We start from the raw sequence: 22,811 nt of genomic DNA on the forward strand, positions 1-22,811 counted from the left end.
GGGTTCTGCGGGACACGAACTGGAGCTGGTGATGGATGGGTTGCGGTGTGGGTTCGAGCGGGTTGGAGGTGTGAGTGATGCGTGACACGAACTGGGTTCTGCGGGACACGAACTGGAGCTGGTGATGGATGGGTTGCGGTGTGGGTTCGAGCGGGTTGGAGGTGTGAGTGATGCGTGACACGAACTGGGTTCTGCGGGACACGAACTGGAGCTGGTGATGCATGGGGTAAGGCGAGATGATGGTGGCCGGTCCTGTGGGCCGGCGCAGGTCATGAGGCGACGTCTTCGCCGGTCTCGTCTCGAGGCGGGTGAATTGCTCGCGACGAGGCCGAACGCCGCCATCTCGCCGTGGCAACCGCAGCCGCGAGCGTGCCAAGTACAGCGGCGAATGCAATGATCGTCGCAGGGGGCAGGAATTGCGCCAGCATGCCTGCGACGATGATTGCGAGTCCCTGTGCTGCGCGCAACGCGGCTATCGCTACGCCGATCGCCTGGCCTCGCCTATGGGCTGGCACAATCTGGACATACGTCGCCTGAGTCACCATGTCGTGAGCGGAAAAGATGCCGCTTGCGGTCCACAGCGTCACAGTAATGACGACGCTGGGAGCCCATCCCGTGGGAAGTAGTACAAGGCTGCTGCAGACGGCGAGGGGACCCATGAGCACCAGGCGGCGGGGAGGACTGATCCTACGCAAGATCACCATACCGATAACGGTCCCGATCGGGTTGGCGGCAAGCAGCCAGCCCACGGTCGCCGTCCCGGCGCCGATTTGTGCGGCATATGGCACCGCCAGGCCTTCCGGGACGACATAGAAGCCAGAGCAGCAAGCGATAGCCATCAGGGAGCGCAAGCGGGCGTCACTTGCGACGACCGCCCAGCCAGCTTTGATCGTCTTCCATTGGCTGAGGACGTGGTCGGTCGGATGGGGCGCCGGGCGGTAGAGGCTGAGGCCGAAATGGATGACTACTGCCGAACCTATGAAGGTTCCCGCATTGATGAGCAACGCCGTTGAGATCCCGAGCTCAGCTACGAGGGCAGCGCCGGCGCCGAAGCCGACCACCAAGCCACCCTGGTAGGTGATGGAAATGACCCCCAGCCCGAGAGTGAGCCGGTCTCCTGCCAACATATCGGGAAGTGCGGCCTGGCGAGCAGAAGAAAACGGGGCCGCAAAGAGCCGCACCAGGACAAGAAGTGCCGCTTGAGCGGCGAGCGGGGCGCTGGGCAAAGCCATGAGCGCCAGCAAGACGGCTCGGCCGAGGTCGGTGACCACCATGACCCTCCGCCTGGGAAAGCGGTCCGCGAGGCCAGCAAGGGTTGCGCCTCCTACGACGTCCGGCACGTACGTGAGCGCGTAGGTCAAGGCCGTCAAGCCGGCGGACTCAGTTCGCTGGTAGACGAGGATGGTGATGGCCACACGGGCCAGCTGGTCGCCGACGACGGAGAGCACGTGTGCTAGCCACAGCCAACGGAACTCACGCACCGCGAACACGTCGCGGTAAGAGGCGGGAGAGCTAGACATTGTGAAGGAGAGTGTCGTGCGTTTGGCAACGGAGGGCAAGTTTGTCCGGCTTCATGCCGTCAGTCGGCTGGTGCTCCGTCGATGTGACCGTTGCCCGAGCTCACGCCTGAGTCAGGTTGTGGCCGCCGGCGGAGTCAATGGAGGGCCTGGTTGATCCGGGCTTTGAGGCTGCGCCAGCGGACGAGCGACGCTGAGCCGAACGGTGTTCCGCCCGCCGTTCTTCGCTTCGTATAGCGCTGTGTCTGCCGCGAGGATCAGCTCATCGAGCGTCGTAATGCCTTCGGCGGGGTAGATGGCCGCCCCCACGGACGCGGTCGGACTCACGGTCGTCGAGCCGGCAGGTCCCGGGGGCGTTGTCAAGCGAATGGATTCGATGCGTTGGCGAACTCGCTCGGCGATGCGGTGAAGGTTGTGCGTTGTGCCAACGGCAGGAACCGCTACGGCGAACTCCTCGCCGCCCCAGCGTCCGCAGGAGTCTCGGTCTCGGGTTTCGGCTTGCAATTGCTTGGCAACGGCGAGAAGCACGTCGTCGCCGAACTGGTGGCCGTACGTATCGTTCAGAGCCTTGAAGCGATCCAGGTCCACGATCAGTAAACCCATCGTGGATCTTCTTTCTTGGGCTTTCACAAGTGCTTGCTCCGTGAACTTGTGCCACCACCCCGCCGTAGCCAAGCCTGTCTTGGCGTCGATATGAGATACCTGCTTATACAAATGGACCAAGACGCCACGATGAAGTGCCACTTGCGTGACGAGGATTCCCGGCAAGACCACGGGGTTCGACATGACTACTGCCGCCGCCACCAAGCCGAGCCCCATGGTGCCCGCCTCGAGCAGCTGTTCACCGAAATTGGCGAACAGGTCTCTCCGCTGACGGTCCGGTGTGGATAGCGCGATGGCCACCTTGATGAGCAGAAAGTTGATCCCCCAGCGAAGTCCGGCAGCCAGCGCGAGGATGCCGAGGCTGAGCACACCATCCAGCCTGAGAGTCTCTGAGAGACCGGGATAGTCGGGCATCCACGCAAACAAAACGGTGACAGCAGCCTGAGTTCCGCACAGGACCGTGGCGCACGAGAAGATCCACCGATATTGCGGACTCGGCCGTGAGCCTGGCACTACCCGAAACCACGCAGCGGCATAGGTGACGACGACAAGAAGGGAGGCGAGTGCAGGTGGGAGGACAATAACGGCGGCGAAGCTCCAGACCGCCTTTGTATCGAGCTTGGTGTCCCGAGTGGACGACTTGCTGGCGCGCTGCCGCTTACGCTCGATCTGCCTGGTCAACTCGTTCGCGACTAGGGCGCATGTGGTCAAGGCCGCGAACCGAACGAGGTCTTGACGGCCCACAGCGATTAACGGTGCCGTGCCGACAGTGGCGACGACTGCAACTGCGTTCACCAGCATGACGTAGCAAAGGACGGTCTTCGGTACGCGCCATAAGTCCCATCCTGACACCCAGGAATATGGTCCGGAAGGCACGCCCCTGTACCGCCTTACCTGCGTGGATCACTCAACGTAAGATCATGGTTGCTTGATGCTAGCTCACTCTGGCGTCCATTGCCTCTGGCTGTCTTGTGCGTAGACGCCGAGAACCGTGGTCTGCCAGCTACCTTCGCGAATCAGGACAGACAGGACGCCAAGCCTTGATCGTTGTCGAGGTCTGGAAGCCATGCCGGCGCCGGTCGTGGGTCGGGCACGGGGATGCATTTGCCGTCGATCTCCCCGTAGGACCATCGGACCCCGTGCTGCACGAGTTCCTGTAGCGCGGCCAGCAGACGGTCGACGTCGGCGGAGCTGGTTCCGAGGCCGACGCTGGCGCGCAGGGCTCCGGCTGGTTGACCGAAGCGACCGGCAAGGGGATGCGCACAGAACTTCCCGTCGCGCACGCCGATGCCGTGTTCGGCAGAGAGATACGCGGCGACAAAGCCGGGATGGAAACCGACGACGGAGAAGCAGACGATGCCGACGGCCGATGAGCTGTCCGGCCAGATCCTGTGCAGCTCCACGCCGGGAAGCGCGCCCAGCCCCTGCTTCAGCCGATCCCGGAGCGCGGACTCGTGGGTCTCCAGGGCTCCGTCCGGCAACGACGCGATGACATCGCATGCCTTGGCCAGGGCCGCGATGCCGATCACGTTGGGTGAGCCGGCCTCGTGCCGTGCTGGTGCCGGTGCCCATGCGGTGTGGTCAAGGGTGACCTGCCGGACGGCCCCACCGCCGGCGAGATACGGCGTGCCGGCGTCGAGCCAGTCACGGCGGCCGACCAACACACCTGCGCCCCAGGGCGCATACAGCTTGTGCCCGGAGAACGCGAGGTAGTCGATCTCGGCGGCAATCAGGTCGATCCGCCGGTGCGGCGCTAGCTGGGCGGCATCGACGCTGATCCGGGCTCCGTGACGGTGCGCGATCCGGGCCAACTGGCCGACGGGCAGCTGTTCACCGGTCACGTTCGACGCTCCGGTGACAGCGAGCAACGCCGCCGGGCGGCGGGCGAGTTCGTGCTCGACCCTGCGCAAGGTCGCGTCGAGGGTCGGCGCGGCCGAAACCGTTCGGCGACGGTCCTCCGGCCACGGGAGGAGGTCAGCATGGTGCTCGATGTCGAGGACGACGACGTCCCCGTCCGGCGGCAGGCAGCCCGCCAGAAGATTCAGCGAATCCGTAGTGTTGCGGGTGAAAATCACGACGTCGTCGTCTCGCGCGCCGAGGAATCGCTTGACCGTCGTCCGCGCCCCTTCGACGAGCCGGGTCGACACCTGTGAGGCGAAGCCGGCTCCACGGTGGACGCTCGCGTAGTAGGGCAAGATCTCGGCGACGTGGTCAGCGACACCTTGTAGACACGGCGCGCTGGCGGCGTAGTCCAGGTTGACGTACCGGCGCGTATCTCCTGTGACCAGAGGCACGGCAAGCTCGGCGCCAGTCACAGGCAGAAGCGGCTGGATCGAGTGAGAGAAGGTCACGCTTGGCGGGAGGACTGCGGAGCGTGTAGGGATGTCGGCAACGGTCATGATCGCACCACCTCGGGGTTGGTGAGGACCCGGCGCCGCGGGTCCGCGCTTGCCGTCTCAGGTCCGAGACGACCAGGTCCTCACCCGGGGCACCCCACCGCGGTTGGAGGGTTGCCGGCCAGCAAGCCGGGGCTTCGCGCTGGCGCTCATGACCTTCCCTTGCACCGTAGGGGCACAACAGTCCCATTGTCCACTACCTGGTACGTGATGTCTCATCATGTAAGAAATAGCGACGGCGTGGCGGGGACTACTCGTAGCCGAAATTCTGCGTCCAGTACATGCCCCGTGGGCGTGGGCGTCGGATTGGTCGTGGGCTGGGCCGTCGTCGTCCTGTCCGGAGACGGCTTCCGCGTGCGGGTGCCCGTCGTCGTCGGGTCGAGCGACGAGTGCCAGACCGGTTGGGTACTCACATCCGTGATGGCAGGCCGGGCCAGCTCACCGAGCTCGGCCTGAGCGGTGCATCCGGTCACGACGACGCCCAGCGCGGCGACGACGGCCATCGGACGCTGCTTGTGGCGCTTGGCCATGCGGCAGCCTCCGCTGAGCGTGTGGCTGGACGTGTCGATGTCATCGACCCAGCCCGCGTACCCGCTCGCTGAAGTGATCAAACCAGAAGGTCGTCGATGATTACGCGATACGCTGCGTGGATCCCTCAGAGGTCGGTGAGCCAGGCCCACATGAGGTGTCCCACTCGATCGAGTTGATCGGTGTCGATCACCGAGGGAAGGTCTTCCGGGGAGTGATAGCCCTCGAACGGGACGCTGCCCAGGCGGGCCGCCGGAAGGTCGGCCTTCTCGAAAGACCAATGGTCGCTGGCACGGTTCTCACACGTCTCGGCCGGGACGTCCGCATCCTCTGCGGCTTCGACGAGGTCGTCCCGGATGGACGTGGTGCCTGTTCCGCCGGTGCACACGGGCACATGCTCAGCACCGACCCCTACGCGGTCCAGCGACACCATCGCAAGGAGTGCTTCCTGTTCGTCGTCGGGCATGTCGGCGACGTATTGCTGTGATCCGAAGTGGTGCAGGTCGTCTCCTTCGCCGCGTGGCTCCTCGGCGCCGAACGCGATGAAGCGCACAGGTACAGGCACGTCTTCCTCGGAGGCCATCCGTGCCAACTCCATGAGAACGGCGACGCCGGACGCGTTGTCCTCGGCCCCCGGCGCCTGGGGCACGGTGTCGAGATGAGCGCCGATGATCACGTGCGGCTCGGCCGGGTCGAAGCCGGGCGGATCCGCGATGACGTTCGCGGACTCTCCATCGGGAACGTCGACGCCCCACGAGTTCCCGGCAGGTACCGGGACAGGCACCTGTGTGACGTCGTACCCGAACCCAGCGAACCGTTCCTCCAACTCGGCCGCCGCTTCGTGAAACTCTTCAGAGGTTCCTTCGCGAGGTCCGATCTCCTCCGCCAGCCATCGGATAGTTTCGACGGCTGCATCGGCATCGAACTCCACCGGCTCCGGCTCGGGGGTGGGCGTGGGACTGGGCGTGGGTGACGGCGTCGGTGTTAAGGGCACCGTTGCGGTCGGCGCCGGCGATTCGCCGGCGGGTGACTCCGGCGGGACGGAGGGCGTTTCAGGGCCAGCCTGGTCGCAAGCCCCTGCGAGCAACGCCACCGCCGCCACGCATCCGACGAGATACCGGTCCATTTCCCCATCCGACCTCACCCGCCCACGCCGGTGCAAACGGGCCACGGTTCGCGGCCGCGAAATTCCTAGGCGGACGGCGGCAGGAGGAACCCGTCGAGCACCCAGTCGCGGATCTTCGGCACGAGGGTCGAGCGCAGCTCTAGGGCATCGAGCTCGAGGACGCTTGCCACAGCGTCGATCACGGCGGCGGCCGGCAGCGTACCGTCACAGGCGCCCACGAACCCTGCCCAGGCGGTGTCGGCTTGAGCGGCGCGCATCAGGCCGGCACGTTGACGCAGGACAAGATGTTCCGGATCGGCCTCCCCAGGGCGGCCGATCTGTTCGAGCGCGACGTCATCCGCGACCGTGAGCTTCGTGGCGAGAAGGGCGTCGTCGTCGACACGAAGCGCCGCTGCGCCGTCGAACCAGCCGGCCATCGCCTCACCCAGCGGTTGCGCTACGGCGTGCGGCCATTCCTCCACTCGGACCGTCGGGTCCGTGCTTCCAGCCGCCCGCAACGCGATCCAGCCGAATCCGATGCCCTCCACATCGTTCGCGTCGAACCACTCCAGCCAGTCCCGGTATCGGCGTTCGTAGCCGGCGCCGCCCGTTTCACCGGAGTCACGCAGCCACAGTTCGATGTACTCGGCCGGGTCCTCGACCTCGCGCTGGATCACCCATGCGTCGCATCCGGTCTGTTCCACCCATGCGCCCACCCGGTCCTGCCAGTCTTGTCCGCGGACGTGCATCCAATTGCCCAGCGACTGAAGGACGCCTCCGTCCGCGAGCCTCGCCGCTCCCTCAACCACCACTCGCCGGCTCACCTCATCGCCGGCCAGTCCACTGTCGCGGTAGATGTAACTGCCGCCCGGCGAGACGACAAACGGTGGGTTCGTCGCGATCAGGTCGAACCATTCACCGGAGACCGGCTCGTAGAGGCTGCCGGCGCGTAGATCGACGTCGATGCCGTTCAGGCGCGCGGTCAGCGATGCCATCGCCAGAGCTCTCGCGTTCACGTCCGTTCCGATGACGACGTCGCTGTGCCTGGCCAGATGTAGCGCCTGTACCCCGCAACCCGTGCCGAGGTCGAGCGCACGAGCTACCGGACGGCGGATGGTCAGCTGCGCCAGCGTGCTCGAGGCCGCGTTGAGTCCCAGCACGTGATCGGCGGGCACAGATGCGGCGCGGCCGTCCATGCCCGGCGTCAGGTCCGCGGCCACCCACCAGTCACCGGCGTCGTCGGCGTACGGCCGGATGTCGACGAGCGCACGAGCTCGATCACCGTTGACCCGGAGGAGACCACCGTCGACCAATGCCGTCATCGGCAAGAGATCCTTCACGGCGTCGACTGGGACGTCGAGCTGCAGCCGCCAGAGGCGGGTGAGCGTTCCCAGCGGTGAGGCGCCCGTCAGCCGGGACTGTGCCGGGATGGTCATGTTGCGGTTCAGCGCGTTGGCCGCACGTTCGCCGAGCATGTTCTGGACGGCGTCTACCGTGTAGCGGGCGGATGCCAAGGCATCGCGTAGGCGGGCGACGTCGTCGTCGGGCAGAGATGGGGGTTCGGACGGCACGTAGCTATTGTGACGGCATGAGTGAGAACCCGTTCACGCCGGATGTCATCGACGCCGTCGCCAAGCATATGAACGACGATCACGACGACGACGCACTGATGATCGTTCAGTCGCTCGGCGGAGTCCCGGACGCGACCGAGGCCACGGTCATCCACCTGGACGGCCACGGCGTGGACTTCGCCGCTGTTGTCAACGGTGCGCCGCGAGACGTGCGGGTGCCGTGGAGCCGCCCGCTCACCGAACGGCCCGAGATTCGCCAGGAGTTCGTCCGCATGTACCACGAGGCCGCCGAGGCGCTGGACGTGCCGCCTCGCCAGACCGGGCAGCACTGATCATCTAGCTCATTCGTGGCGCCGAGTCCTGTCGGTCGAAGGCGCGAGTATGCCATGCTGCCCTCGCGCCTTCACGATTGGGTCGAACGCATGCTCGGTGCGCCTGTGGCGTCGGCGAGGTCGCAAGCCGGCGGGATGTCCCCGGGCTGTGGTGCGGTGTCAAGCCCGCGAATTGACGCCGGCACCCAGCGGTGTGAATCTGGCCACGCTCGCCGAGACCACCGACCGCTGGCTGCTCCGCTGGGAGAACATCCTCGACCGGCCGGATCGATACCTGCCTCCGTGGGCCGTGGCGCATGCGAACTACCTGCATGATCGAGTGGTTTCGCTGACCGCCCGGTTGTCTGCCGAATCCCCTTGCCATTCGACCTGCAAGACGACAATCTCCTGGTCCGCACAGACGGGACCGCCGGCGTGCGCCGGCGGCTGCCGCTCGCCAGGTGAGCCGGTGCGTGATCCTCGCTGGCATACTTCGCCGCGTGGAGCTAACCGAAGAATTCGCCTGGAATGGACGTACCGTACGCTGGGGCCGGCGTGGCACAGGCCCGTCCGTGGTTTTTTGTCACGGCACCCCATGGTCGTCTGGGCTGTGGGAACCATACGCGGAGGCCTTGGCGGCCGAGTTCACCGTGTACCTGTGGGACATGCCCGGCTACGGAGTGTCCTCGAAGGTGGCCGATCATTCCGTGGCCCTCGATGTGCAGGGCCGTCTGTTCGCCGATCTGCTGGGACACTGGGAGCTGGATCGGCCGCACGTAGTAGCTCACGATTACGGGGGTGCGGTGGCCCTGCGTGCCCATCTGCTGCACGGCGCGTCGTACCGCTCACTGGCCCTGGTGGACGTCGTCGCCCTGGCGCCGTGGGGATCGGACTACTTCCGGTTGGTCCGAGAGCACGCGGATGCCTTTGCGGCAGTGCCTCCCGCGGTACACGACGGAGCGCTGCGCGCCTACATAGAGGGCGCCAGCCACGTGGGCCTGGCCGGCTCGGACATGGAGAAGCTCGTCGCTCCCTGGCGCGGGGCGGAAGGGCAGCCTGCCTTCTACCGCCAGATCGCCCAAGCCGACCAGGCGTACACCGACGAAATCGAGCCGCTGTACCCGTCGATCGACCTGCCCGTCCTTGTGGCTTGGGGAACCGAAGACACCTGGATCCCCGTGGACCGCGCGCACCGGCTAGCTGGGCTCATTCCCGGGGCCCGGCTTGAGCTGATCGACGGCGCCGGTCACCTCATCCAACTCGATGCGCCGGTGGCTCTGGCCGCCACGTTGCACCGCTGGCTGTCCGAAGGCGGTGTTGGCGTGCCTCCTGGCCTCGAGTAGTGCGTCTGAGGTGCCTAGGGGAGCGAAGCGCTACCTGAGACCAGGAGGAGGCTGGTTACGTCCGTGCTAGAGCAGCCCGAGGGCGGTGAACGAGCTTCGTGCGAAGTCCCCGAGCTCGATATCGGCGAACTCGTCCGGATGGAACCACCCCACCTCGACGGTTTCGTCGTGGTCCGGTCTCGGTGAGCCACCGATGACGCGGGCCTCGTACACAAGGCTCACGTACGAGGTCTGGTCACCGTTCGGGTAGGTGAGGCGGAACTGCGGTCCACCGAGCGCGGTGATGAGGCGGACGAGCTCGACGCGGACGCCGGCTTCTTCCTCTGCCTCGCGTACCGCGCTTTCGGCCGGATGCTCGTCCACCTCGACGGAGCCGCCGATGGTTCCCCATCGCCCGGTGTCGGCTTGCCGGACAAGCAGGATACGGCCGGACTCGTCGTACGGCAGAACGGCCACCGAGGGCAACAGGATCAGGTCCTGCCCGATGGATTCGCGTAGCCGGCGGATATATGACGACATCGGCACGTGCACGATTGTCGCAGTTCCGGTCCCAGCCGCAGCTCCGGTCCAGCCGCAGCTCCGGCGTAGGTCGGCTTCGTTCGCGGCCGCAGTAATCGTGGAGGCGTGTCACCTGGTGCGTCGGTGGGCATCCGCGGGGGATGAGGGTGCAGGCTGCGCTGCATCAGTTACCTCGGGGGCGGACCGTGTGGTGTGTCGTGTGGGTTTTGGCGGGTCGCGCCGTCTGGTGACCGTCTCGTGTGCAGCGTCGTGTGAACCGCACCCGATATTGCCGCGCCCGTGAGGATCGTGTTCCGAGTCGTGCAAGAAAACGACGTCTCTTTCGGGCGATTTCAAACACGGCTCATCCCACACCCACCGTGAAGATCATCGTGGGACTTCTGGCCGATACAAAACCCCCGGTGGGCCGGCCGTGGCGATCGCCGTGCGACTTCCGGCCGGTGAAGGGGCGCGTCGTGAAGATCGTCGTGGCGATTCCAGCCGGTCAGAGGCAGGTCGTGAAGATGGATTGATGCTCCTATTGATGTCAAGTGGGTGTGGTGGGGGTTGTGCAAAGAATGGCGGGTTAGCTTTGGGGCGTGCGGGCGTTGAGATCGGCGAGGAGGACGCGCAGCAGGTCGCTTAGCTGTGTGCGTTGATTTGGGGTCAAGCTGGACAGCAGTGTCTCCTCGTGGCTCAGCAGCTCGTCGACGGTGTGCTCGATCAGGTCGTGACCGGACGGCGTGAGCTCGACAACCACGGACCGGCCGTCGCCCTCCGCCTTGTGGCGTCGGACCAGGCCCTGTTCCTCGGCTCGCGAGAGCTGCTGCGAGATGGCGCCGGGGCTCACGGCGCATCGGCGAGCGATCTCGCCCGGAGGCAGCGCGTAGGGCGGGCCGGCGCGTCGGAGCGTTGCGAGCAGATGGCGTGCGGCGGCGTCCACGCCGAGGCGCGTCATGGTCCTTCTGCGATCGTCCTCAAGCAGCTTGCTGATCCGCCAGATTCGGGTGATGACCCCGATGGAGTCGACCGGAGTCCCGGGCCGTTCGCGGATCCATGCCTTCTGGATGTCGTCGACGTCGTCCTGCGGAGCGGCCATGGTGATAGTTTAGCTCTAAAGTAGAAAGTTAAGCACTAAAGGAGTTTTTATGGGCAACGTTGTCGTGACCGGGGGCGGCACCGGCATCGGGCGTGCGGTAGCTGAGCGGTTCGCTCAAGAGGGGGACGCCGTCACCGTGGTCGGCCGGAGGGCAGAGGTGCTGGAACGCAGCGCAAGCGAGATCGGCGCGAGCGCGGTGGTCTGTGACGTCTCGTCGCCTGACTCGATCGAGGCTGCTCTGCCCGCCTTGCCGGATCAAGTCGACGTGCTGGTCAACAATGCCGGCGGCGTGGCCCAGGTTGAGGGCGCCAACGGCGACCGCGACGAGGAGGTGTCGTTCCTGGACCGCACCGCCCGGACGTGGGCGGCGGATTTCAAGGCGAATGTGCTCACCGCCGTGCTCACGACCACCGCGTTGACGGACCGGCTCGCAGATGGTGCCCGGGTGATCACCATCGGCTCGATCGCGGCCCGCACCGGCGGCGGATCCTACGGGGCGGCGAAGGCGGCGCTGGAGACGTGGAACGTCGGTCTCGCGGCCCGCCTGGGCGCGCGAGCAATCACCGCCAACGTCGTGGCGCCGGGGCTCGTCCTGGAGACGGAGTTCTTCGGAGAAGGGCTGTCACAGGAGCGCCACGACCGGCTCGTCGCCGCTACCAAGACCGGCCGTGCGGGAACTCCACGAGACGTCGCCGCCGTCGTCGCGTTCCTCGCATCGGCCGAAGCCCGGCACGTGACCTCGCAAGTGGTCCACGTCGACGGCGGTGCGTACTCCGGCCTGTGACTCGCGCCGGAGGCGCACCATCCGGTGTCGTCGAGCCATCAGCTTTCATAGACGCCGACGACGCGGTTCTGCTCGATGACGGCATCCCCGTACCGATCCAAGAAGTCCTCGCGCGTCGGCGTACCCTCGACTTCCCGGTCGAGTGCGTAGACCCAGAAGTAGTACCGGTGGGGACCATGCCCGGCCGGTGGCTGCGGTCCGCCGTAGCCAGGCTCCCCGAAACCGTTGCGCCCTGTGCGGTAGAGGCTGTCCGCATCGGGTCCGATCTCGGTGACGTCTGCCGGGATCCCGAACAACGCCCAGTGGGTGAAGCCGTGCGGCAGTGGGGCGTCCGGGTCATGGCAGATGATCGCGAGCTCTATGGTGCCCTCTGGCACGCCGCTGATCCTCAGCCGAGGCGGGGAGTTGTCGTGCTTCTTGGCGTGCCGGTCGTTCAACCCCTCGTCAGGCCCGATGTCGGGGCTGCTGATGGTCAGGTCCTTGATGTTCAGCGGCACTGCGTCATCACTCCATTCGAAGGTCCTCGTACCCGAGGGTTACCCACACGAGCGGCCATCCACGATTCATGGCGAGTTCTTGACAGACTGAGACCCATGGCGAATTCAGCATCGGGAAACGCCGCCGCCGGGCGGATGTCCGCGGCGGCTCGGTCCCTTCTCGACTCCCTCAGTCCCGCCCAGAGGGCCCAGGCGTGGGCGCCGTTCGACGTGGAGGACCGCCGTGAGTTCATGTACGTGCCTGGTCCCCGGCCGGGACTCGGGCTCTGGGAGATGAACGCTGACCAGCAGGGTCACGCGATGCGGCTGCTTGCCACCGGCCTGTCCGAGCGAGGGCTGGCCACGGCACAGGCCATCATGGGCTTGGAGGAGATCCTGGCCGGCATCGAGCGGGCCGCGGGCAAGGGGGCATGGCAGCGGCGCGACCCTGGGTATTACTGGTTCCGCGTGCTGGGCGAACCCGGCGGCATGGACCCGTGGACGTGGAAGGTCGGCGGACACCACCTGGCGGTGCACATGACGGTGGTCGGTGACCGGATCGCCGGTGCGCCGCAGTTCTTCGGAGCGAATCCGGCGCGGGTCCCGGATGGGCATCCCAAGGCCGGCACGCGGACGCTGCCTGAGGAGGAAGACCTGGCCCGGGCGTTGGTCGCCGATCTCACGCCGGGGCAGTGGGAGGTGGCCGTCCGGCCCGCACCGGTGCCGCAAGACATCATCACGCGTGACGACCCGGTGGCCGACGTGGGTGGGATTCCGTCCGGTCTGATGTACAACGACATGGGTGCGGGACCGAGGGACACGCTCGCCCGCCTGATCCGGTGCTATCTCGGCCGGGTGGTGCCCGACGCTGCCGACGCAGCGTGGGCTGAGATCGAGGCAGCAGGACTCGACCGGGTGGCCTTCACCTGGGCCGGGCACACCGATCCGGGGAACGGACACTACTACGCCGTACTGGGCCCAACGTTCCTGCTCGAGTACGACAACACCCAGAACGACGCCAACCACGTCCACACGGTCTGGCGTGATCTGCGCAACGACTGGGGAGAGGATCTCCTTGCCATGCACTACGCCGCGCACCGGCATCGGGAATGATCATGGGCGTCCTCCACGCGGACCGGGAGGACGCCCATGATCATCTGTACGCAGTCAGCGGCGACGAACCGCCGCTGACGCTCGACGCTCAGGCCGTCATCCTCCGCCTGGCAAGCAGGGTGACGCCCGCTCCACCGGCGGCGAGCGCCAGAACCACCGCAAGGAGGAGGCCAGACCCGGCGCCGGTGTCGGGCAGGGCGCCGTCCTTGCCATCGTCGGCAGCGCTGTCGTCACTGGAGCCGTCGGCTCCCGAATCCGAACCGTCGTCGCCCCCGAGGTCGGCACCACTGTCAGCGCCGCCGTCAGCACCGGCATCGGTGCCGTCGTCGCCGGAATCCGTACCCTCGTCGGTCCCGTTCTCGTCCGAGCCGGTGTCGTCGCCGCCGTTGCCCGGATCGTCTGCCAGCTCGACGGTGAATTCACCGGTCAGTTCGACGTCGCCAGCCGTGAGCACGGCCGTGGCGGCGCCGAGGGGAAAGTCCCCCGGAACGGTCCAGGTCAGCTCTACGCCGCCGTCCTCACCGACGGTCTCCGGGCCCAGCTCCACCCTGACGTCTCCGCCGAGGGCGGCTTCGAAGCTCACCGGATCCAGTGCTTGACCGGCGTCATAGAAGTCGGCGAACGCCGGGACGCCGTCCTCGGTCAGCGTGGCGGGCACGGCGGTGGCGGACACGACGCCGTCCTCCACCGTGAGCGGCGCCGCGCTGAAGTCGAGCTCGGCGAACTCCACGTCCGGGTATTCGACGACGTCCCCGCCGTCCAGACTCTTGCTCGTGACGTCGGCGACCAGGACTCCGGTGTCTCCGTCGACGATGACGGCCGGAGCGGAGAGGGTCATCTGCAACAGTGCCCCGTCCCCGTAGTCATGGCCTTCGAAGTGGACCTCGCCCGCGAAGCTGAGCCTGGCCTCGGCCCTGGTCACCGTGCCGTGACCATCGGCGAACCGGAAGGTGCCGTCGTCGTTCCTGCTGGCTGGAGGTGAAACGTCGATCGAGCCGTGCGCGATGTTTCCTTCGATGTAGGTCCGGAACGACTCGCGCACGCCCCAGTTGAGGCTGCCGTCCGACGCTGAGTCCGGATCGGCAGTCACGACGACGCTTGCCTCCTCGCCCGGGACGAGACCCGTGCCGACGAAGTCCACGTGTTCGCCCCGCTTGACCGATTCTGGCGTGATCGCCAGCCCCGGGTTCCCGGGCTGCGGATCGGGGTCCGGGTCGTCGCCGTCCGTGGCGAAGCCGACCTCGACGAAGGCGTCCTGACTGCGGTCGGCCCGATAGTCCACCGGTGAGGCATCCGACGCCTGGGCCGAACTGAAACTCGCCACGTAGCACTGCACCTCGGTACAGTCCTCGCCCGAACCGGTCGTGGTGCCCGAGACCGTCAGCGTCCGGTTCAGGTTGCCGTCGCCATCAGCCTGGACGACCGCGTGCGCCAGCCAGCCCGTGGGCCAGCCGTAGGTCTCGTGGGTCGCCGTGTTCGCGGTGATCGCGATGGAGATCCGCCGGTTCGGCGCGAATCCGGTGCCGGTGATCTCCACCTCCTGGCCGGGCTCGAGATCCCCGGACGGGCTGACGTCCAGATGCGGTGTGCGGGCCTCCGCGTAGGAGATCTCCGTGTGCGTCACGTAGATCTCACCTGCCGACGCGTCGACGGGAGCCGTGTAGACGGCCAGCACGGCGCCGGGCTCGACGCCCTCGGTGAGCAGGTTCACCTCGAACGACCCGTCGTCCGGCGTGATCGTCTCCACCGGGTCCAGGTCCGGCACGGAACCGTTGTCGGTCAGCGGACCGATCCCGACGAGCAGTCCATCGCTCAGCGCCGAGGAATCGAAGTCCTCCCCGCGGACGGCGACGACGTCGGCGTAAGGGTCGAGGTCTGTGGTCTTGGAGAGTGTGACAGCGGGCTCAGCGGGCGCAGCCTCGTCGACGGCGACGCTGAACGTCACCGGATCGAGCACCGCGCCGGCCTCGTAGAAGTCGGCGAAGGCCGGAACGCCGTCCTCGGTGAGTGTCGCGGGAACATCCTGCGCCGCCGCGATCCCGTCCGTGATGGTCACGGGCGCGTCGCGGAAGTCCAGCTCGGCGAACTCCACGCCGGGGTACTCGGCTACCTCGCCGCTGGCGAGGCTCTTGCTGGCCACGTCGGCGACGAGGCGGCCGGCCGCACCGTCCACGGTGATCCGTGGATTGGCCAGACTCATCTGCAGCAGCGGCCCGGCGCCCATGTCGTGGCCCTCGAACAGCACCTCGCCGGAGAACGCGAGTTCGGCTGTGGCGTCCGAGAACGTGCCGGAACCGTCGGCGAAGCGGAACGTGCCATCCTCGTTGCGGGTGGCCGGCTCGGTCACCGTGATGCTGCCGTGTGCGATGCTGCCTTCGATGTAGGTCCGGAAGGACTGGCGTACCCCCCAGTCGAGGTAGTTCTCGTCCGGACCCGGCTCCTCCTCGCCGGCCGCGACAGTGACCGGCACGGCGAACTCGTGCGCGGCGTTGGGCGCGGACCCGCCGGCGGCATAGGTGTAGACGCCGTAGCTGCCGTCCGTGTCTTCGTCGGTGCCGATGGTCAGGGCGGCTTCGAAGTCGCCTTCCGGCGTGAGCTCCACCCACTGGCCGCGAATCGAGCCCTGGAAGTTCCCAGGTACTTGATCGAGTGTCGCCTCGGTCATGGCCCAGCGCTGGTCGATGACCGTACGCGCGCTCGAGCCCGCGCCCTCGGATGGGCGCCATGTGTCGGCGAACCTGCCGAAGACGACGTAGACGCCTGCGGGAAGGCCGGCCGGGACAGGCGGGCGGGTGGACACGTTGGCTTCCGGATCGAAACCGGAACCACGGACGACGATCTCGGTGCCGTCGGTCACCTCGGCGTCACCGAGGGGAGTCACGCCGTCGTCGGCGAAGACCTCGACGGCAGGTTCCCGGACGGGCTCGGGCTCTTCCGGTTCTTGCGGTTCCTCGGGCTCTGGGTCCGGTTCCACCGTGGCGGTGAAGCTCAGCGGGTCGAGTTGAATGGCGGGCATCTCGGAGCTGTAGAACTGGTCCCAGCCGATCGCCTCCATCGCCTCCCGCACGCCAGTGACGGGTGCGGCGCTGACGGCGACCACGCCGTCGTCGTCGGGAACCAGATCGGACCCACTCAGATCCACGGTGCCGAACTTCAGATCTTCCGCATTCTCGACGGCGGGCGGTTCGATGTTCGGGTTCGCGCCCACGAAGGGGCGGTACTCGGCATCGACGACGATCGTCCCTTGGTCGCCATCGACCTGCAGGCGCACGTTCGTGAGACTGAGCTCCAGGATGTAGCCGTTGCCGTAGTCGTGGCCGCCGGTGTAGACCGTTCCGTCGAAGGCCAGCTCGCCCGTCGCCGACTCGGGGTCGAGGGTGCCGCTGGCGTCCGGGAAGGTGAAGGATCCCTTGGCATTGCCAGGACCATCCAGCCAGACGGCTCCATCACCGGCCGTGATCTCGCCATGCGCGATCGGCCCGGCGATGTAGTTGCGATAGGACGTGCGCAGCCCCCATTCCAGGCTGCCCGCGGAGACCTCGTGCGCTGCGTTGGCGGCGTCGCTGGCCTGCGCGCTGCCCGGGCCGACGGCGGTGAGGCCGCCCAGGCCGAGGGCGGCGGAGAGCCCTGCGACAGTGAGCTGCCGTAGCAGCCGTCGCTCTCTGAGATGTGTTCTCACGTGTCCGTACTCCTCATCTGTCCATGATCATCAACGTGTGACCGTGCTATGACCCCGGAGATCGTTGATGATCACGGGGAGAAGGGGCGGCGGCGAGCTGCGAGCAGAATGCCTCCGGCCGCGGCCAGGGCTACGGCGCCGGCCGTGAGGGCCGTCGTCGAGCTTCCGGTCGCAGCAAGATCGTCGGCGCCGGTGCCCGCCGCCTCGGCCGGCCCGTCGTCGGCGGACCCGTCGGCGCCTGCCGTACCGGACGCGCTACCCGGAGCGTCGCCGGACGTTTCGTCCGACGTTTCGCCGGACTCGTCGTCCGTCGACTCGCCACCGGCCTCGTCCGTGCCGAAGGTCACGGGGATGCGCACGTCGGCGCTGCGATCAGCGGTGCGTGTGTGGTCGGCGCGAGTCCCGACGACGCAGCCGCGCGGAGCCGCGGACGCGTCGAGGCAGTCGGTGAACTCGTCGCTGGCGGCGACGGTGAGCTGAACGTTGAACGACCCCTTGCCGCCGACTTCCTCGAACGGCTGGGCAAGACCCTCGCCGTAGGACGGGGGATTCGACGAGATCCATGCGGACGAGCCGCCGGACCCCTCCATGTCGACGCCGCCAAGGCATGGAGAAGGGGCCTGTCCGGGGCCGTTGTCTACGCACAGGACGACATAGATGCCCTTGCCCAGATCGAAACCGGACCCTTGAACGGTGATCGTCTCCCCGTCCGCGAGCCCCTGGCGCTTGGACACGGTGACGGACTGACCTTCCGGACCTGAGCCGGACACGGCCGCCGCCGGCGCGGCTAGGGCCACCGGGCCGCCGATGGCCAGTGACAACGCCACAACGGCTGATCCGGCTCGTCGCGGTCTCCTGGGTATTCGATCGTGCATCGTCCACCTCGCCTTACGTGAGAGCGTCACCGGCCGTGCCGGCATAAAGTTAGGCTTGCCTAAGGGAGCGTATCGCAAAGGTGAGGCTTGCCTATCTTGGGGTAGGCTAACCTCAAATGTCGACTTGGGGAGGGTCCGTGACCGCACAGACCACAGTGGATCGACCGTTCTTCTCGCAACTGTTGCGGGAACGCAGCTGGGGGTTTCACCAGCGTGCAGAAAGTGCGGGATTCATGCAGGCGCTCATGGACGGCGAGATCGACCGCGCCGGATATGCCCTCATGGTCGCCCAGCATCTGGCCATCTACGAGGCGCTGGAAACCGTGGAACGCGAGCTGTACACCTCGGACGTCGCCAAACCGTTCCTCACCGACAAACTCCACCGCGTGCCGAGCCTGCGCGCCGATCTTGCGGCCCTTGTGGGCCCGGAACGGGTGCGGACGTTGCCGCTGCTGCCGGCCACGCTCCGGTACACGGTTCGCATCCGGGAGATGTCCGGGTGGGCGGGTGGTTTCGTCGCGCACCACTACACCCGCTACCTCGGTGACCTCTCCGGCGGCCTGGCGATCGGCAAGGTGGTCGCCCGGGTCTACGGCCTCACCGACGCCGGCGTGAGTTTCTACCGCTTCGATCAGATCGAGAAGCCGAAACCGTTCAAGGACGAGTACCGAGCCCACCTCGACGCGGCACCGTGGGAACCGGACGAGCAGGAGCGAGTGATCGCCGAGGTCCTCAACGCCTATCAGCTCAACACCGATGTGTTTACCGACCTGGCCGAAGCCGTCGGGTTGGGCGGCGGGCGTTGAGCGCAGCGGCCGCGGCATGGCGGACGGTCCTGGCAGTGCCCCTCCTTGCCGGCCTGATCCTCGCCGGCTGTGCTGGAGCGGACGACGCAGCCCGTCCCGCCGCCCACACGCCGCCATCGGCCGACGGTGCTCCTCCGCTCGCTGACCACGGTGAGGCGGCTGGTGACTCGCTCAGTGATGCCGCGGGAGCCACCGTCGTCGATGCCTGTTCCGGCCCGGTGGAGGGTTTCGCGGTGACGGTCGACGCGGACGGCCGTCCGCTGGAGCGCTCCGACGAGCCGGTGTCCGCCGACGGCGCACAGGGGTCCGGTTCCGCCGATGCGGGCCTCGTCGCCGGGCCTGCCACCGCCGAGATGGCCGACAAGAACATCCACCCGGTGGTCGATGACCCCACACCGTTGCTCCCCGTGACCGTGGCCTCGTGCGACGGCGACGTGGTTGAGGTCACCGACACCAGCCGGATCCTTGCCGTCGACTTGTACGGCACTCTCGCCGAGATCGTGTTCAGCATCGGGCTCGGGGAGCACGTCGTCGGCCGGGATACGTCCACAGGGTTTCCGCAAGCGGCTCACCTGCCACTCGTGACGCCTGGCGCGCACGATCTCAACGCGGAGGCGATTCTCGCGCTCGACCCCAGCGTCGTGCTGACGGACACGAGCATCGGCCCGCCCGAGGTCCAGCAGCAGCTTCGCGACGCCGGCATCCCGGTCGTGTTCTTCGACGACGCCCGGACCATCGACGGCGTCCCGAGCCAGATCCGTGCGGTGGCGGGGGCGCTTGGCGTCCCGGAGGCCGGTGAAGCACTGATCCAGCGCACTCAGGAGGAGATCTCCGCCGCCATGGCACTGGCGCCCACGGGCGAAGACCCGCTGCGCGTCGCGTTCCTCTACACCCGCGGCGGCATGGTCCAGCTCCTGGCCGGCCCGGGTTCCGGCGCGGACGCGATGATCCAGGCCATCGGGGCGGTCGACGTGGGCACCGACATCGGCTTGGACAGGTCGTTCACGCAGATCACGTCCGAGGCACTGATCGAGGCGGCCCCGGACGTGATCATCATGATGACCGAGGGCCTCAACTCCATCGGAGGCATCGAAGGTGTCGCCAAATTCCCGGGCGTCGCACACACGCCGGCGGGGGAGAACCAGCGAGTGGTGGACATGGCCGACACCCAGTTGCTGAGCTTCGGGCCGCGCACGGGTCAGACCATCGCCGCGCTCGCCGAAGCCATCTACACGCCGTGAGTGCGCAGTCCCCGGCTCGGACTCACGTGGAGCACGAGCAGCATCCGCAGGCTCCGCGGGTGCTCACGCGACGAGGTGCCTGGCGCGGCCGTTCGGCGGTATTGATCAGCGGTCTCACGGTGGCGCTGGTGGTGGTGACCGTGATCTCGGCCGGCCGTGGGCAGCTGGGCGTGCCTCCGGCTGAGGTGGCGGGGTCGATCATGAATCGGCTGGACGGCGGACTGGAATGGCTGCTGCGCCGCATCGGGCTCGAGGTCGATCTGCCGCTCGGCATCGGCCCGCTACCGAGCCACCCCCAGGGAGAGAACACCCTGTGGCTGGTCCGATTCCCCCGGGTGAGTCTCGCCGTTCTCGTGGGTGCAGCCCTGGCGACGGCCGGAGCGCTGATGCAGGGAGTCTTCGGTAACCCCCTCGCCGAGCCGTCGATCGTGGGCGTGTCACCGGGCGCCGCCGTGGGTGCCAGCTTCGTCTTCGTCACGGGCGTGTCCTGGCTCGGTGAATGGACCGTGCCGATCGCGGCGTTCGTCACCGGCCTGCTGGCGACGCTGCTCGTTTACGCACTCTCCCGCGCGGGCGGACGTACCGAGGTGGTCACATTGATCCTGACCGGCGTCGCCGTGACGGCGGTGGCGTTCGCGATCGTGGCCTTCGCGACGTTCGTCGCCAATCCGGAAGCCCGCGAGCAGATCGTCTTCTGGCAGCTCGGCAGCCTGAACGGCGCGCGCTGGCCTGCCGTGGCGGCCGTGGCGCCTTTCGTCGGTGTGGGGCTCGTCGTCGCGCTTCTCAGCGCCCGGTCGCTGGATCTTCTGTCCCTGGGAGACCGCACGGCTCGTCATCTGGGTGTCCACGTCGAACGGCTACGGATCGTGCTGATCGTCGCGGTGGCCATGCTGGTGGGTTCTGGCGTGGCATTCGCCGGGGTGATCGGCTTCGTGGGCCTCGTGGTGCCGCACCTGGTGCGCATGGTGGCCGGCCCGGGTCACCGTCTTCTCCTCCCGGCCAGCGCGCTCGGTGGTGCGGTGCTGCTGGTGGGGGCCGACCTGGTGGCCAGAACCGCCATCCAGTACGCGGACCTTCCGCTGGGGATGCTCACGGCTTTGGTGGGTGGTCCGTTCTTCTTCTGGCTGCTCCGCCGGACGCGTAGGCGGGCTGGGGGATGGGCATGAGTCTGCTCGGGTTGCGCCGCCGGGGCCGGCTGCCCGCATGGGTCGAGCCCGGCGAGATCATCACAGCAGCCCGCGGCGTGAGCGTGCGCCTCGGTGGATCGCTCGTGCTCGACGACGTCTCACTCGAGGTTCGCGCAGGCGAGGTCCTGGCTCTCGTCGGCCCGAACGGTGCCGGCAAGTCGACGCTGCTTTCAGCCTTTGCGGGAGACGTCACCACCGTACGTGGTGCCGTCGATCTCCATGGCCGACGGCTCGGCGAATGGACGAGCAGCGAGGCCGCGATGCGACGTTCGGTGCTGTTGCAGCAGGTGACACTCTCCTTCCCGTTCACGGTCGCCGATGTGGTCCGGATGGGCCGCGCACCGTGGTCCGGCACCGTCCTGGAGGACTCCGACGACGACGCCGTCGCGGAGGCGATGGCCGCCACCGATGTCGCGTCGTTCGCGGACCGGAGATTCACCTCGTTGTCGGGAGGAGAACGTGCCCGGGTCGCGCTGGCCCGGGTGCTGGCCCAGCGCAGCCAGCTGGTCTTCCTGGACGAGCCGACGGCTGCCCTGGATCTACGGCATCAGGAGCTTGTGCTGTCGGTGGCGCGGAGGCACGCCGCTGGGGGTGGAGCAGTAGTGGTCGTCCTGCACGACCTTAACGTGGCGGGCGCGCACGCCGACCGAGTAGCGGTGCTCTCCCGTGGCCGGATCACCGCCGCCGGCCCACCCCGGCTGGTATTCACTCCCGGCCTGCTGAGCGACGTCTACGCGCATGACATTCAGGTGCTCGATCACCCGAACTCCAGCGCTCCGATCATTCTTCCCCGGCGCTGAGGCCCGGGGCCGCCGGCCAACTGGTAACTGAGCCGTCGGCCGCGTTCCGTGTTCCCTAACGGCTCTCGATGAAGGCTTCGAATCCGTCCAGCAGGCGTTGAAGGCCGAACTCGAAGACCTGCTCGTGGGTGAACCAGAAGGTGTCCTCGGACAGTTGTGCCATGGTGGGGAACTCACCGCTGTTCATCGCCTCGACCAGCACCGGTTCCTGAGCCGCCCAGAACTCGTCGTTGCTCACGCCGGTTCGCTTCTCTGCCTGGAGCTCGCTGATGTACGTGCGCGCGGTCGCCTCGACGAAGTTGCTGACCACGCTGATCAGCATGATCAGTTCCTGGTCGCTGAGACCGGTAGCGCTTAGCTGGCCGACCGCGTACTCGACCCCCCGGAGGCCATTGGGGCCCAGCAGCGGCCGGGTCTGATCGACGAACGGGTACCACTGATGGTCCAGGCAGAGCTGCCAATGGCCCCGGGCATCGGCCTCGAGGAACGCACGCCAGTGCTGGCTTCCTTCGGCGGAGAGCTCGCCGGGGATCTTCACCACATGGTCGAGCATGAGGTCGAGCAGCTCACTCTTGCCGGGCACGTAGCGATACAGGGACATGGTCCCGACACCGAGCTTGGCGGCGACCTTGCGCATGGACAGCGCCTCGAGGCCCTCGGCGTCGGCCACCTCGATGGCCGCGATGATGATCTTGTCCAGGGTCAAGCCGGGCTTGGGACCTCGTGTGGGGCGTTCACCGCGGCGCCAGAGGAGTTCGAGGCTGCGGTGCAGATCCCCGCTGCCGCTGTATTCGGTCGTCATCGTGTGCACAGATTACCCCGGCTCTGCCTTGCGCGTGCGCTGTACGCATTGAAGGGTATAGTGTACGCAGAAGTGGG

At 67.3% G+C, this 22,811-nt stretch carries 21 protein-coding genes and 1 riboswitch; of the genes, 8 read left to right on the top strand and 13 right to left on the bottom strand.

Going from position 1 to position 22,811, the window contains the following annotated elements:
• From G1H11_RS25210 to G1H11_RS10435, 7 genes are all read right to left on the bottom strand, one after another.
• Positions 1-223 (bottom strand): hypothetical protein (locus G1H11_RS25210; protein ID WP_216843636.1); only part of this gene is annotated, 223 nt, incomplete at its 3' end.
• Positions 224-269: 46 nt separating this feature from the next.
• On the bottom strand, positions 270-1,520 hold the full coding sequence (locus tag G1H11_RS10410; RefSeq protein ID WP_163818511.1) for an MFS transporter: 1,251 nt from the start codon (positions 1,518-1,520) through the stop codon (positions 270-272).
• Positions 1,521-1,631: 111 nt separating this feature from the next.
• Positions 1,632-2,921 carry a GGDEF domain-containing protein gene (locus G1H11_RS10415; RefSeq protein WP_163818512.1) on the bottom strand — a complete coding sequence of 430 codons (1,290 nt, stop codon included), beginning with the start codon at positions 2,919-2,921 and terminating at the stop codon, positions 1,632-1,634.
• Positions 2,922-3,136: 215 nt separating this feature from the next.
• A complete protein-coding gene (locus G1H11_RS10420) occupies positions 3,137-4,519 on the bottom strand; it encodes an aminotransferase class V-fold PLP-dependent enzyme (RefSeq protein ID WP_163818513.1) in 1,383 nt (460 codons plus the stop codon).
• A 40-nt stretch (positions 4,520-4,559) separates the two neighbouring features.
• Positions 4,560-4,673: riboswitch (SAM riboswitch) on the bottom strand.
• Positions 4,674-4,734: 61 nt separating this feature from the next.
• Positions 4,735-5,046, bottom strand: coding sequence for a hypothetical protein (locus G1H11_RS10425; protein ID WP_163818514.1), 312 nt, complete (start codon positions 5,044-5,046; stop codon positions 4,735-4,737).
• 125 nt (positions 5,047-5,171) lie between these two features.
• Positions 5,172-6,038, bottom strand: coding sequence for a M28 family metallopeptidase (locus tag G1H11_RS10430; RefSeq protein ID WP_216843637.1), 867 nt, complete (start codon positions 6,036-6,038; stop codon positions 5,172-5,174).
• 197 nt (positions 6,039-6,235) lie between these two features.
• Positions 6,236-7,720, bottom strand: coding sequence for a DUF7059 domain-containing protein (locus G1H11_RS10435; RefSeq protein ID WP_216843638.1), 1,485 nt, complete (start codon positions 7,718-7,720; stop codon positions 6,236-6,238).
• A 17-nt stretch (positions 7,721-7,737) separates the two neighbouring features.
• Here G1H11_RS10435 and G1H11_RS10440 point away from each other — a divergent pair, with 17 nt between their 5' ends.
• Together G1H11_RS10440 and G1H11_RS10445 are read left to right on the top strand one after the other, a co-directional pair.
• Positions 7,738-8,052 (top strand): DUF2470 domain-containing protein, encoded by a 315-nt coding sequence (locus G1H11_RS10440; RefSeq protein ID WP_163818516.1) that lies wholly within the window; start codon positions 7,738-7,740, stop codon positions 8,050-8,052.
• Positions 8,053-8,531: 479 nt separating this feature from the next.
• Positions 8,532-9,374 (top strand): alpha/beta fold hydrolase, encoded by an 843-nt coding sequence (locus G1H11_RS10445; protein ID WP_163818517.1) that lies wholly within the window; start codon positions 8,532-8,534, stop codon positions 9,372-9,374.
• 66 nt (positions 9,375-9,440) lie between these two features.
• On the opposite strand, the gene G1H11_RS10450 is transcribed toward G1H11_RS10445, so the two are convergent.
• Positions 9,441-9,893 carry an NUDIX domain-containing protein gene (locus tag G1H11_RS10450; RefSeq protein WP_246211265.1) on the bottom strand — a complete coding sequence of 151 codons (453 nt, stop codon included), beginning with the start codon at positions 9,891-9,893 and terminating at the stop codon, positions 9,441-9,443.
• Between the two features lie 565 nt (positions 9,894-10,458).
• Positions 10,459-10,971, bottom strand: a complete 513-nt coding sequence (locus tag G1H11_RS10455) for a MarR family winged helix-turn-helix transcriptional regulator (protein ID WP_163818519.1) — start codon at positions 10,969-10,971, stop codon at positions 10,459-10,461.
• 49 nt (positions 10,972-11,020) lie between these two features.
• On the opposite strand from G1H11_RS10455, the gene G1H11_RS10460 reads away from it, so the two are divergent.
• The gene (locus G1H11_RS10460; RefSeq protein WP_163818520.1) at positions 11,021-11,755 is read left to right on the top strand and encodes an SDR family NAD(P)-dependent oxidoreductase; all 735 of its coding nucleotides are present in this window, start codon (positions 11,021-11,023) and stop codon (positions 11,753-11,755) included.
• 38 nt (positions 11,756-11,793) lie between these two features.
• Here G1H11_RS10460 and G1H11_RS10465 read toward each other — a convergent pair whose 3' ends face one another.
• Positions 11,794-12,252: a YbhB/YbcL family Raf kinase inhibitor-like protein gene (locus tag G1H11_RS10465; protein WP_163818521.1), complete on the bottom strand. Its 459-nt coding sequence runs from the start codon at positions 12,250-12,252 to the stop codon at positions 11,794-11,796.
• Between the two features lie 96 nt (positions 12,253-12,348).
• Between G1H11_RS10465 and G1H11_RS10470 the strand changes: the two genes are divergently transcribed.
• A complete protein-coding gene (locus G1H11_RS10470; protein WP_163818522.1) occupies positions 12,349-13,344 on the top strand; it encodes a DUF3500 domain-containing protein in 996 nt (331 codons plus the stop codon).
• An 88-nt stretch (positions 13,345-13,432) separates the two neighbouring features.
• Here G1H11_RS10470 and G1H11_RS10475 read toward each other — a convergent pair whose 3' ends face one another.
• Positions 13,433-17,023: an HtaA domain-containing protein gene (locus G1H11_RS10475; protein ID WP_163818523.1), complete on the bottom strand. Its 3,591-nt coding sequence runs from the start codon at positions 17,021-17,023 to the stop codon at positions 13,433-13,435.
• Positions 17,024-17,094: 71 nt separating this feature from the next.
• Positions 17,095-17,898, bottom strand: coding sequence for a neocarzinostatin apoprotein domain-containing protein (locus tag G1H11_RS10480; RefSeq protein WP_163818524.1), 804 nt, complete (start codon positions 17,896-17,898; stop codon positions 17,095-17,097).
• 137 nt (positions 17,899-18,035) lie between these two features.
• On the opposite strand from G1H11_RS10480, the gene G1H11_RS10485 reads away from it, so the two are divergent.
• The 4 genes from G1H11_RS10485 (at position 18,036) to G1H11_RS10500 (ending at position 21,932) form a co-directional block, all read left to right on the top strand.
• Entirely contained in the window at positions 18,036-18,704 is a 669-nt protein-coding gene (locus G1H11_RS10485; RefSeq protein ID WP_216843640.1) for a biliverdin-producing heme oxygenase, read from the top strand.
• Positions 18,705-18,985: 281 nt separating this feature from the next.
• Complete coding sequence (locus G1H11_RS10490; RefSeq protein WP_425501217.1) at positions 18,986-19,945, top strand: heme/hemin ABC transporter substrate-binding protein; 960 nt, start codon at positions 18,986-18,988, stop codon at positions 19,943-19,945.
• Positions 19,946-20,004: 59 nt separating this feature from the next.
• Positions 20,005-21,111 carry an iron chelate uptake ABC transporter family permease subunit gene (locus tag G1H11_RS10495; RefSeq protein WP_163818803.1) on the top strand — a complete coding sequence of 369 codons (1,107 nt, stop codon included), beginning with the start codon at positions 20,005-20,007 and terminating at the stop codon, positions 21,109-21,111.
• The gene (locus G1H11_RS10500) at positions 21,108-21,932 is read left to right on the top strand and encodes a heme ABC transporter ATP-binding protein (protein ID WP_216843643.1); all 825 of its coding nucleotides are present in this window, start codon (positions 21,108-21,110) and stop codon (positions 21,930-21,932) included. The genes G1H11_RS10495 and G1H11_RS10500 overlap by 4 nt, the downstream gene beginning before the upstream one ends.
• A 55-nt stretch (positions 21,933-21,987) precedes the next feature.
• Here G1H11_RS10500 and G1H11_RS10505 read toward each other — a convergent pair whose 3' ends face one another.
• Positions 21,988-22,734 (bottom strand): TetR/AcrR family transcriptional regulator, encoded by a 747-nt coding sequence (locus tag G1H11_RS10505; protein WP_163818527.1) that lies wholly within the window; start codon positions 22,732-22,734, stop codon positions 21,988-21,990.
• Positions 22,735-22,811: the final 77 nt, after the last annotated feature.

Source organism: Phytoactinopolyspora alkaliphila (genome assembly GCF_010550695.1).
In the GTDB taxonomy this organism is placed as follows: Bacteria; Actinomycetota; Actinomycetes; order Jiangellales; family Jiangellaceae; genus Phytoactinopolyspora; species Phytoactinopolyspora alkaliphila.